Raw genomic sequence first — 9,469 nt, forward strand, 5'->3', positions numbered from 1 at the left:
GTTAATATATTGCCCCCCGGGGGCGGGGGGCCTGGGGTGCCGCGGGGGCGGCTTGGTGATAACCGCCTGGGGGGGGGGGGGGGGGGGTGTTTGGTGGGGGGGGGGGGGGGCCCCCCCCCCCCCCCCACCACGAGCAACGCCGCTAGCCTGGGCGCACCGAACTCCGAAAGGGCGGGAACCATGGACACGAACGAAGCCCATCGAGTGGCCAACAAGCTCCGCCTGTTGGGGCTTCGGGGAATCGTGTCCCCCGAAGCCCTCGACAACCCGGACGGGCAATGGCGGGTGTACGACAGCAGTGACCCTGTCGCCCGGCGGGACATCACTGACGAAGTACTGACGGTCATCGCCGGTCGATCCCGGCAGGACGGTCAGAGCGGTGCGACGCGGGGATTCGTCCTTCCCACCCCTCGCTGATCAGCGCCCCCGGAAACGGTCCTGTTCGGGATCACCTGGGCGGGGCTGCGTCAGGCCTGGGGTCGGTCACTGGGGAGGGGCCGATGGCCAACCCCTTGCCCGACCGCGTGGGTGATCGAGGCGTCGTCATTCCTCTCAGCCGAGGTAGGGAGTGGCCCTCTGCTCCAGGAAGTGCTGGATTCTCAGCTGTTGGGTGTGGTGCATCGGGAGGCCGGCGATCTCCTCGGGCGCGACGAACCGTAGATCGGTGGACTCGTCGGAGATGCGTAGCTCGCCGCTGACCGCCCGGGCGGTGAAGCAGACGTTGAACTGCTGTCGCACCTCCCCGTCGGAGTAGGCGATGACGTGCCGGGGGTCGGTGTAGGTACCGACCAATCCGGTGATCTCCACGTCGAGCCCGGTCTCCTCGCGGACCTCACGCACCGCCGTCCCCGGCAACGACTCGCCGAAGTCCATCGTCCCGCCGGGCAGCGCGTACAGGCCGTTGTCGGTACGCCGTTGGAGCAGAATGCGACCGGCGCCATCCGTAACGACCGCAGAAGCCGCCACCACAAGCCGATTGGGCCTAGGGGCATCAGGATCGTCGTAGTACTCGGTCCGTGCCACGTCTCAGTTCTCCTCAACACCCCGACAACGACGGGCAGGGCCGACCAGCTGGCCGACCGCACCGTTGCAGGCCGCTCAGACGAGGTGGTCGAACTCGCCGGCCTTCACTCCGAGGATGAACGCGCGGAGCTTGGCCGCGTCAGTCGCGACGACCACGGCTGGGTCATCAGACTCGCGGAGGTGACGCAGGTCGCCGGTTCCAGAGGCCAGTTCGAGGCAATTGTTTGAGGCATCCCCTCCGCTGAAGGACGACTTCTGCCAGGCGAGATGGAACATCGCGTGCCTTTCAGGTCTGCAGATGATGGCTTCGCCAGACATACCCGTGCCATGGCCGCCCTACCCCAGCGACGATGGGCAGGGCTGGCCGAACTGGCCGCCCTGCCCCTTTGCAGGCCACTCAGACAAGGTGGTCGAACTCGCCGGCCTTCACTCCGAGGAGGAACGCACGGAGCTTGGCCACGTCGGTCGTGACAACGACATCAGAGTCATCCGATTCGCGAAGATGGCGAGCGCCACCGGAGCCGAGTGCCAGCTCCAGGCATGAGTTACCTGCATCCCCGCCACTGAACGACGACTTCTGCCAGAAGATTTCGGACATTGCAGGCCTTTCAAGCTTGAAGCAGATAAAGGAGGTGATGAAGAATCCCCCAGGAGTCACGTGAGGGCGTACCGCGCAGTGAATCTCCCTTGTCAACTGCTGCCAACGCCAGGTCTCCCAGCTGTTCGAACTTCTGGCGATAAGCCACGATGCTCTCCGGATCACCATAGTGCTCGGCCCGCCCGGGACCGTCCACCACGATCGTGGACAAGTCGCCGCATCCCGGGTCGCACAGTACGAACGAGCTTGAGTGAGGCGGCTTCTTCGTCGCCGTGAACGGCAGCACCTGGATCGTGATGTTCGAGCACTCCGACATGTCGAGAAGATGGATCAGCTGGGCCCTCATCACCGCATCGCCCGGGAACCTCATGCGCAGCGCTGCTTCATGAATGATGAAGTGGAACCGCCTTCGCTCGTCGGCCAGGATGCGCTGTCGCGCAAGCCGGAACCTGACCGCCTCAGCAATGTCCCATCGCGCATTGCCGTAGGCGTCCTCATGGATGGCCTCTGCGTAGGCCGGAAGCTGGAGAACTCCTGGGACATAGAGGATCTGGTAGTCCTCAAGGAGAACAGCCCGATCCTCAACCTCCGCCAGGTCGAGCGCGAGCGCCGGGACCTTCCCCTTGAACTCCGTCCACCAGCCCTTGCCATCACTGGCGCCCAGCTCGTGCAGGATGGCCATGTAGGTCTCATCCGTGCACCCATAGGCGTCGAGCAATGTCGTGAGCCGCGCCGGATCCAGTCCTGTGCGAGCGGCCTCGATGTGGCTCAGCTGCGGTCCGCCCATGCCGATCGTGGCACCGGCATCCTTCACCGCCAGCCCAGCAGCCTCGCGCAGTCTCCTCAGCTCAGCGCCGAACCGCTTCTGCCGCTCGCTGATTTGAGTCCTGAGAGCCAAGGATCTTCCTTCCGTGTCGGAGCAGCTTCCCGCTTCGAGGGCGCCGGGCGCCACTCACAAGAGTGAGGTTACCGAGCCCTGGGGGCCTTCTCGGGCGATTGTGTTGCACGCGTGGAACTTGTAGCCCTACTCTCAGTGTTGCACCGATCACACGACGGAGTGTCAGTAATGCCCTGCCCGGGCGCCGCAGAGCAGCCACGTGCGGCCTGGCTCACGGTCACATCTCCGCCGCGAACTCCCTCTCCCCTTCCGGAGGTTCTTCGTGCGTGCCTGCAACTTCCCTCCCCCCGACTGGTCCGCCGCCCGCCACGAGTTGCGCGAGGCCCTCGCCGCCTCCGGCTGGCCGCCGGACGTCATCTCCGACGCCGAACTCGCCCTGCACGAGCTGTTCGTCAACGCCTGGCGCCATGCGGGCAGCCAGGCGCCCCTCGTGGTCGTCATCCTCCTGAACCGCACCCTCCGGGTCTCGGTCGCCGACGACAGCCCCACCCTCCCCGAGCCGAGAACGTCCGCCGATCCGTACGAACTCTCCGGTCGCGGACTCCACTTGGTCCGCTCGCTCACCCACCGGTTCGGCGCCGACCCGCGCAAGAACGGCAAGGTCGTCTGGTTCGAGCTGGACGCCGCCGCGTGAACCCCGACCGCCGGCCGATCCGGCCCACCGACCCCCGGGTCCGCGCCTACACCGAGGCGCAGATCACCACCCTGCTCGCCGAACTCCACGAGCGCGGCCGCAAGTTCGGCATCGTCTGGCCGAGCACCGGCACCGACCGGACCATCGACGGCCGGGTCCTCGTCCGCTTCGGCACCGCGCCCTCCACCACCCTCCTGAACCTCCTCAACCTGTTCCTCGACGCCGAACGCACCGTCGAACAGCGCACCGAGCGGGGTGACCCGTGGGCGTCCTGATCCCCCTCCTCACCCAGGCCGTCCACACCGAGCGCACCACCGTCGCCTACCTCGCGGTGGAGACCGTCCCCGACGCCGCGCTCCAACTCCGCTTCGCCGTCGACCTCGACGTCCACGCGGGCCCCGGCGAACACCTCGCCATCCCCCTCACCCGCGACCAGGCCGACGAGTTGCTGCACGAACTCGCCGCCCGCCTCGGCCGCCGCGTCATCGGGATGCCGCGATGAGCCTCGGCAGCTCCGCCGACTACCTCGTCGCCACCGCCTTCGTCACGCTCCTCGCCCTCGCCCTCCTCACCGTCGTGTTCGGCGTGATCACGGCACTCACGGTGAACCGCCGGAACCGGCAGGGCGACGACCACCCCGACGGCATACCGCACTGACCCACCCCGCCCGGCGGCTGCCGCCCCAGCCGCCGCGCCCCCGAAACACCCCCAACACAGGAAGTCGGCCCCGCCGACTTCCCACTCCGCCCGCTCCACCCACCCCACCCACCCCGGGCCATTGCAGACTTGCCGCCCCCGGCAAGCGAAAGGCAGGGCTCCCCGAAGGAAGCCCTGCCCGGATCACGCGACGACGCCGCTCAGCCGACGACCCCGCTCAGCGCATCCGCCGCACCCACACCGCGCAGAAGACCACCAGCACGACGGTGGCCGCCAGGCTCAGACCGGTCTGCGCCCAGTGCATCGCCCACTCCTGGGCCGGCGGGTGGTAACTCGCGTACGCCTGAACGATGGTGTCGTGGTGGGCCAGGCACTCGGACGTCGGGCACTCGGCCGTCCCGTCCGAGTACCGGCCCAGCCAGTCGCCGTCCAGCGGGATCCGCAGACCGTCGCTGGTGAGCAGGCCGTTCTCGACCACGTGCGATTCGAGCGGGGTGTTGGTCGGCAGGTGCCCGGTGGAGATCATCTGCGTCGGATCGGCCGGGAGGCCACTACCGGGGCCCGCGTACGGCCGACCGACCGGCCGGGGCCCCGCCATCGTGATGGCGGCGAACGTCTCCCGCACCGGTGCGAACAGGTACCGCCCGGCGTCCACCGCGAACCGCACCGCGAGGGTGAGGACGGCCGTGACGACGATCGACGCCACGACCCGGCGCACCACCAGCCCGACCGCGGCCCCCAGGGCCACCGAGAGCAGGCAGAACCCGACCACCGACGGCCCCGACGTGGCGCGGCTCATCCAGCTGAACCAGTGGTAGTAGCCGGCGACGGAGAACCGCCCCTCGACCACCCCGGTCCACCAGGTGGAGACGACCGCGAGCAGCACCGACCCCACCAGGGTGAGCAGCAGCGGCACCCCCAGCCGGGTCGCCAGCCACCGCAGCCGCGACACGGACTGCGTCCAGGCCAGGGCGTACGTCCCGGTCTCGAACTCGCGGGCCAGCATCGGCGCGGCGAAGAACACGCCGAAGGCGACCGGCAGCACCACCAGCAGCCAGCCGGTGGCCTGGACGGCGGTGCCCCAGCGCTCGGCCAGCACGATCGCCTGCTCGCTCAGCGCCTCGCACTCCGAGGGGAAGTAGACGACGTTGCAGCCCTGGATCCGATGGTCCTCGACGAATCCCTGGACCTGGCTGCCGAGGAAGAGCATCCAGCCGCAGAGCAGCAGGAGAACGGCCCCGGCTATCAGGAGCGGGGTCCGCTCCTGACGCACGCTCACCCAGACGGCGCCGCGCAGGATGCGCCGCGCAGGCGGCCGGTAGCCGGACGGGGCGGTCGGCTCGGAGATCGCGGCGACGCTCATCGGGCCGTCACCTCGTCGTGTCCGGCGGCGGGCGCGCCGACCCCGGCCGGGGGACGGCCCTGCGGGGCGGGGGTGCGCAGGTAGGCGATCAGGATGTCCTCCAGGTTCGGCCGGCTGACGTCCCAGCTCGGATCGATCTCTCCCAAGGGCTTGAGCAGCGCGGTGGCCTGGCGGCCGGTGCGGCGCAGCTCGACGATCTCGTGGTGCGCCAGCTCCAGCGGGGTACCGCCGGTGCCCTCGGTCGCGCCGACCACCAGGCGGTGGTCGTCCAGCAGGTCGTCGACGTCTCCGCTGAGCCGGATCCGGCCCTCCTGCAGCACGGTGACGTGGTCGCAGACCCCGTCCAGCTCGGCGAGGACGTGGGAGGAGATGAGGATGGTGGTCCCGTGCTCCGCCGCCTCGGCCATCAGGACGCCGGTGAGCTCCTGGCGGGCCACCGGGTCGACGTCGGCGAGCGGCTCGTCGAGCATCAGCAGGTCGGGCCGCTTGCCCAGGACCAGCGCGAGGGCGACCCGGGTGCGCTGGCCGGCGGTGAGCGTGCCCACCTTGGCGTCCAGCGGGAGGCCGCCCAGCCGCACGATCCGCTCGGCGATCTCCTGGTCCCAGCCCGGGTTGAGCTCCTGGCCGGTGCGCAGCGTCTCCGCGACGGTGAACCGCGGGTAGAGCGGCTTGTCCTGCCGCAGGTAGGCCGTGCGCCGCAGGGCGGCGGCCTCGCCCGGTCCGTCGCCGAAGACCGTGACCGCTCCCTCGGTCGGCGCGAGCAGTCCGGCGGCGAGCGCCATCAGCGTGCTCTTGCCGGCTCCGTTCGGGCCGACGAGCGCGCAGACACGGCCGGCCGGGAGCCGGAGCTCGCAGTCGCGCAGGGCCCAGCGCCGGCGGTACTTCAGACCGAGGCCGACCGCCTCCAGGGCGGGCGTGTCGTCGGTCGGTCGGTGCTGCACTGCGGGGTGGTTCACCCGGACTCCTCGGTGGCCTTGGTGCTGGTGGGGTAGGCGCGGTCCAGGGCGGTGTCGACGAGCGCGGCGACGTCCTCGCGCTCCAGGCCGACCTCGCGGGCCCGGGTGATCCACGCCGTCAGGTCGGCGTGGAGCGCCGAGTCCTCGACGGTCGGTGGTTTCGCCAGGGACTTCCGGACGAAGGTGCCGACGCCTCTTCGGCTCTCGACCAGGCCCTCGCGTTCGAGCTCCCGGTAAGCCTTGAGCACGGTGTTCGGATTGATCGCCGTCGCCTCCACCACCTCGCGGGCGGTGGGGAGTTGGTCACCCGGCTGGAGAACTCCGAGCCGGAGCGCCCGCTTCGTCTGCTCGATGATCTGCAGATACGGCGACAGCCCGCCGCGACGGTCGATGAGGTACTCGACGATGGGATCCCTCATTCCACTAGTTAACTAGTGGAATAGTGCCCCCGGCCATGAGGCGCCGTCAACTCCGACCGTGACCGCCCTCCTGGCGCTGATCGCCATCCCACGTATGAGCCGGTGGAATGGCGATCAGATGACCGACACGCGACCGTCGCCACCGCCGAGCCGGCCGGCCCCGCAGACCGGGGAACGGCCCGGATGCCCGGGGCCGACGACGATGGCGGTCGGCCTCACCGGGATCTTCTTCACGCTCCACACCCCGCTCCCGGTCCACCGGCACGCCCGGATGCCCGGCGCCGCCTACGACCTGGGACTCTTCGAACAGGCGGTCCGCTCCTACGCCCACGGGCACCTGCCGGTCTCCGAACTCAAGGGGCCCGGCCACCAGGTGCTCGGCGGCCACTTCCACCCGATCCCCGCCGTCCTCGCCCCCGCCTACCGGCACGGGAAGTCGACCGGTCCGACGTCCCGTGCGGCCTGACCTCCGGTGCGGCGGCCCCCCGCTCTGCTGTGACCCCCACCACTTCTGCCCTCCCCGTGCAGCACGCGGCACCCGCCCACCGTCATGAGGGCAGGAACACGCCGAGGAGAGAACCCCCATGACCTTCCACCCGCCGACCGGCCGCGCCCGGTGAGGCTCCGCAGGCGCGCCGCGGCCTCGGCCGCGCCACCGATCGACTTCGCCGACTTCGTGCACCAGCGCTCCGCCGCGCTGTTCCGCACCGCCCACCTGCTGACCGGCGACCGCGACCTCGCCGAGGACCTCGTTCAGGAGGCCCTGGAGAAGGCCTGCCGCCACTGGAAGCGGGTGTCCGTCGCCGACTCACCGGAGGCGTACGTCCGCCGGATGGTCGTCAACCTCGCCAACGACCGGTGGCGCCGGCGGGGCCGGGCGGGCGAGCGCGCCCCCGCGGACCCCGACGGGCTCGCCGCACCGGGCGGCGACCCGTACCGGACGGTCGACCTGCGCGACGAACTGATCCGCGCGCTCCACACCCTCCCGATCGGGATGCGCAGCGTGGTCGTCCTCTCCTACCTGCACGACCTGGACGACCGCCAGATCGGCGAGATCCTGAACATCTCCCCCGGCACCGTGCGCTCCCAACTCGCCCGCGGACTCGCCAAACTCCGCACCGCCACCACCCGGCCGACCCCTGAAGGTGCGCGATGACCACCGACGACCCCGACCTCGGAAGGGCCCTGCGCCACGCCATGGACAGCTACGCCGACACCGCCACCGCTCCGGCCTTCGACGCCCCCGCGATCGTGCGCCGCACCCGCCGCCGGCGTGGCCTGCTCGCCGGCGCGGCCTGCGCCGCGGCGGTCGCGGCGATCGCCACCGGCGTGCTCCTGCTCCCCTCCCCGGCGACCGCGCCGCCCGCCTCGGTCGCCCCCGCACCGACCGCGCCGACCAGCACACCGACCGCACCACGGCCCAGCGCACCACAGCCGAGCGGGCCCGCGACGCCCGCCGCCGACCCGGCCCAGACCCGCACCGCGCCGCCCGCCACCGGGTCCGGACAGCCCTCCGCCGCGCCGAGCGTGCCGCCGGGCACGGCCACCACGATCGTCCCGAACGTCACCGGCCTCGCCCGGGCCGCCGCCGAGCAGACCCTCACCACCGCCGGCTTCCGCGTCGAGATCCACCTCTTCACCGACTGGAAGGTCCCGAGCGGGTCCGTCATCGCCGTGGGGCCCCTCGCCGGCACCGCGCTCCCCCCGGACTCCGTCGTCACCCTCTTCGTCTCCAAGGGCAAGCCCTGACCCCGCGCCCGGGACCGCCGCGCAGGACGTCGGCCGGTCCGACTTCCCACTCCCGCGCAGGCGAACCTCCGGGGCACCCCGAGGGAAACCCCGAGGCCGGGTCCCCCGCACCAACGAGAAAGCCCGGGGTCGGGATCGCCACGGAGGCTGAGGATCCGGCGGCGAACACGGCGGAGCATGGAAGTACGCCCTCCGGAGAGCCCGGGCCGGGCGCCAGGAACACGGAGAACGCCATGAGCCGCCTCGCCCGCCCCCGCCACCACCGCGTCATCGCCGGCGTCTGCGCCGGGATCGCCGAGCGTTTCGGCCTGACCCCGTGGACGGTCCGGATCATCTTCCTCGCCTCCTGCCTGCTGCCCGGCCCGCAGTTCCTGATCTACCTGGCGCTCTGGCTGCTGCTCCCGCAGGAGGCGTGAGCCCCGCCCCCTCCCGCGATCGGACATCCCCCCGGAACGCCGGAACGGGCCGCTCGCACCCCGGGGTCACCGGGGTGCGAGCGGCCCGTTCGGCCGCGGCGGGGAGTGTCAGCCGCCGAGGCCGGGCAGCGGAAGGGTCTGGGTCAGTCCGCCGAGCGGGGTGCTGCCCAGGCCGGGGATGCTCGGCACACCGGCGCGCGGGGCGCTGTCCGCCGGGGCCGCGGCCTGGCCGGCGCTCGGGGCCAGCGTGCCGAGGGTGCCGGCGACCTTGTCACCGCCGGGCAGCTTGCTCGCGGTGTCGGTGACGGCACCGGTCACGGCGGGGTTGGTCACCGCACCGGTGGGAAGCCCGAGGCCACCCGCGGCGACCGGGTCGGCGGACGCGCTGCCGGCGCCGACCGCCGCGATGGCGATGCCGAGCACGGCGGCGCCGGCGGCCTTGAGAGTGGCCTGCTTCATGTTCGTCCCCTTGGATCCTCGCCGGTGGCCGACATTCGCGGCAGGGCGGCGGGTTCCGCCGCCTCCGCCGGATCGGCGTTGACTGGCACACCGTAGTGATCGGATCGCACGAGGATCAAAGGCGATTAACCCACACGAGTGGGTAGTCAGATGAACGCCAACACCCAAGGGTGACGAGGGCGTTCATCCGACCGACCGCGGCGCCTCAGCTTGACGTTTAACCTCGGCGGGCCTGGTGTTCCTTGATCGACTCGGCGCGTTTGACCGTTTTGCCGACGTCGTGGTGCTTGGCGCGTT

Annotated in this window: 17 protein-coding genes; 9 read left to right on the forward strand and 8 right to left on the reverse strand. The window is 71.1% G+C overall.

Annotation, left to right across the window (positions count from 1 at the left end; translation table 11 throughout):
• Positions 1–180 precede the first annotated feature (180 nt).
• Positions 181–417, forward strand: a complete 237-nt coding sequence (locus ACIQTO_RS34755) for a hypothetical protein (protein WP_402396765.1) — start codon at positions 181–183, stop codon at positions 415–417.
• Positions 418–552: 135 nt separating this feature from the next.
• Here ACIQTO_RS34755 and ACIQTO_RS34760 read toward each other — a convergent pair whose 3' ends face one another.
• From ACIQTO_RS34760 to ACIQTO_RS34775, 4 genes are all read right to left on the reverse strand, one after another.
• Positions 553–1,023 (reverse strand): NUDIX domain-containing protein, encoded by a 471-nt coding sequence (locus tag ACIQTO_RS34760; RefSeq protein ID WP_402396767.1) that lies wholly within the window; start codon positions 1,021–1,023, stop codon positions 553–555.
• Positions 1,024–1,098: 75 nt separating this feature from the next.
• Positions 1,099–1,341, reverse strand: coding sequence for a DUF397 domain-containing protein (locus ACIQTO_RS34765; RefSeq protein ID WP_402396770.1), 243 nt, complete (start codon positions 1,339–1,341; stop codon positions 1,099–1,101).
• 79 nt (positions 1,342–1,420) lie between these two features.
• Positions 1,421–1,621, reverse strand: coding sequence for a DUF397 domain-containing protein (locus ACIQTO_RS34770; RefSeq protein WP_402396773.1), 201 nt, complete (start codon positions 1,619–1,621; stop codon positions 1,421–1,423).
• A 10-nt stretch (positions 1,622–1,631) separates the two neighbouring features.
• Entirely contained in the window at positions 1,632–2,519 is an 888-nt protein-coding gene (locus ACIQTO_RS34775) for a helix-turn-helix domain-containing protein (RefSeq protein WP_402396775.1), read from the reverse strand.
• Between the two features lie 262 nt (positions 2,520–2,781).
• Here ACIQTO_RS34775 and ACIQTO_RS34780 point away from each other — a divergent pair, with 262 nt between their 5' ends.
• Genes ACIQTO_RS34780 through ACIQTO_RS34795 form a run of 4 tightly spaced genes read left to right on the forward strand, consistent with a single transcriptional unit; the run spans position 2,782 to position 3,810 of the window.
• Positions 2,782–3,153: an ATP-binding protein gene (locus ACIQTO_RS34780; RefSeq protein WP_402396777.1), complete on the forward strand. Its 372-nt coding sequence runs from the start codon at positions 2,782–2,784 to the stop codon at positions 3,151–3,153.
• On the forward strand, positions 3,150–3,428 hold the full coding sequence (locus ACIQTO_RS34785) for a hypothetical protein (RefSeq protein WP_402396780.1): 279 nt from the start codon (positions 3,150–3,152) through the stop codon (positions 3,426–3,428). Before ACIQTO_RS34780 ends, ACIQTO_RS34785 begins: the two co-directional genes overlap by 4 nt.
• Positions 3,416–3,655 (forward strand): hypothetical protein, encoded by a 240-nt coding sequence (locus ACIQTO_RS34790; protein ID WP_402396783.1) that lies wholly within the window; start codon positions 3,416–3,418, stop codon positions 3,653–3,655. The genes ACIQTO_RS34785 and ACIQTO_RS34790 overlap by 13 nt, the downstream gene beginning before the upstream one ends.
• Positions 3,652–3,810 (forward strand): hypothetical protein, encoded by a 159-nt coding sequence (locus tag ACIQTO_RS34795; protein WP_402396785.1) that lies wholly within the window; start codon positions 3,652–3,654, stop codon positions 3,808–3,810. Before ACIQTO_RS34790 ends, ACIQTO_RS34795 begins: the two co-directional genes overlap by 4 nt.
• Before the next feature lie 217 nt (positions 3,811–4,027).
• Here the strand turns inward: ACIQTO_RS34795 and ACIQTO_RS34800 are convergent, their stop codons facing one another.
• From ACIQTO_RS34800 to ACIQTO_RS34810, 3 genes are read right to left on the reverse strand one after another with little or no spacing between them, the layout of a single operon-like run.
• Positions 4,028–5,173 carry a hypothetical protein gene (locus ACIQTO_RS34800; RefSeq protein WP_402396788.1) on the reverse strand — a complete coding sequence of 382 codons (1,146 nt, stop codon included), beginning with the start codon at positions 5,171–5,173 and terminating at the stop codon, positions 4,028–4,030.
• Positions 5,170–6,129, reverse strand: coding sequence for an ATP-binding cassette domain-containing protein (locus tag ACIQTO_RS34805; RefSeq protein WP_402396790.1), 960 nt, complete (start codon positions 6,127–6,129; stop codon positions 5,170–5,172). Before ACIQTO_RS34805 ends, ACIQTO_RS34800 begins: the two co-directional genes overlap by 4 nt.
• On the reverse strand, positions 6,126–6,548 hold the full coding sequence (locus tag ACIQTO_RS34810) for a GntR family transcriptional regulator (RefSeq protein ID WP_402396792.1): 423 nt from the start codon (positions 6,546–6,548) through the stop codon (positions 6,126–6,128). Before ACIQTO_RS34810 ends, ACIQTO_RS34805 begins: the two co-directional genes overlap by 4 nt.
• 118 nt (positions 6,549–6,666) lie before the next feature.
• Here ACIQTO_RS34810 and ACIQTO_RS34815 point away from each other — a divergent pair, with 118 nt between their 5' ends.
• The 4 genes from ACIQTO_RS34815 to ACIQTO_RS34830 all read left to right on the forward strand — a co-directional run bounded on the left by ACIQTO_RS34815 (position 6,667) and on the right by ACIQTO_RS34830 (position 8,713).
• On the forward strand, positions 6,667–7,014 hold the full coding sequence (locus ACIQTO_RS34815) for a DUF2079 domain-containing protein (protein ID WP_402396794.1): 348 nt from the start codon (positions 6,667–6,669) through the stop codon (positions 7,012–7,014).
• Positions 7,015–7,164: 150 nt separating this feature from the next.
• Complete coding sequence (locus ACIQTO_RS34820; protein WP_402396796.1) at positions 7,165–7,704, forward strand: SigE family RNA polymerase sigma factor; 540 nt, start codon at positions 7,165–7,167, stop codon at positions 7,702–7,704.
• Entirely contained in the window at positions 7,701–8,297 is a 597-nt protein-coding gene (locus ACIQTO_RS34825; protein WP_402396798.1) for a PASTA domain-containing protein, read from the forward strand. Before ACIQTO_RS34820 ends, ACIQTO_RS34825 begins: the two co-directional genes overlap by 4 nt.
• A 233-nt stretch (positions 8,298–8,530) precedes the next feature.
• On the forward strand, positions 8,531–8,713 hold the full coding sequence (locus ACIQTO_RS34830; RefSeq protein ID WP_402396801.1) for a PspC domain-containing protein: 183 nt from the start codon (positions 8,531–8,533) through the stop codon (positions 8,711–8,713).
• A gap of 108 nt (positions 8,714–8,821) precedes the next feature.
• Here the strand turns inward: ACIQTO_RS34830 and ACIQTO_RS34835 are convergent, their stop codons facing one another.
• Entirely contained in the window at positions 8,822–9,172 is a 351-nt protein-coding gene (locus ACIQTO_RS34835; protein ID WP_402396804.1) for an ATP-binding protein, read from the reverse strand.
• Positions 9,173–9,469: the final 297 nt, after the last annotated feature.

Origin of the sequence: Kitasatospora sp. NPDC091207, from assembly GCF_044768625.1 — a bacterium.
In the GTDB taxonomy this organism is placed as follows: Bacteria; Actinomycetota; Actinomycetes; order Streptomycetales; family Streptomycetaceae; genus Kitasatospora.

Coding starts and splice junctions, on each gene's coding strand:
- ACIQTO_RS34765 (WP_402396770.1), bottom strand. CDS start 1,341: ATGTCTGGCGAAGCCATCATCTGCAGACCTGAAAGGCACGCGATGTTC.
- ACIQTO_RS34825 (WP_402396798.1), top strand. CDS start 7,701: ATGACCACCGACGACCCCGACCTCGGAAGGGCCCTGCGCCACGCCATG.
- ACIQTO_RS34835 (WP_402396804.1), bottom strand. CDS start 9,172: ATGAAGCAGGCCACTCTCAAGGCCGCCGGCGCCGCCGTGCTCGGCATC.
- ACIQTO_RS34815 (WP_402396794.1), top strand. CDS start 6,667: ATGACCGACACGCGACCGTCGCCACCGCCGAGCCGGCCGGCCCCGCAG.
- ACIQTO_RS34800 (WP_402396788.1), bottom strand. CDS start 5,173: ATGAGCGTCGCCGCGATCTCCGAGCCGACCGCCCCGTCCGGCTACCGG.
- ACIQTO_RS34770 (WP_402396773.1), bottom strand. CDS start 1,621: ATGTCCGAAATCTTCTGGCAGAAGTCGTCGTTCAGTGGCGGGGATGCA.
- ACIQTO_RS34755 (WP_402396765.1), top strand. CDS start 181: ATGGACACGAACGAAGCCCATCGAGTGGCCAACAAGCTCCGCCTGTTG.
- ACIQTO_RS34830 (WP_402396801.1), top strand. CDS start 8,531: ATGAGCCGCCTCGCCCGCCCCCGCCACCACCGCGTCATCGCCGGCGTC.
- ACIQTO_RS34810 (WP_402396792.1), bottom strand. CDS start 6,548: ATGAGGGATCCCATCGTCGAGTACCTCATCGACCGTCGCGGCGGGCTG.
- ACIQTO_RS34795 (WP_402396785.1), top strand. CDS start 3,652: ATGAGCCTCGGCAGCTCCGCCGACTACCTCGTCGCCACCGCCTTCGTC.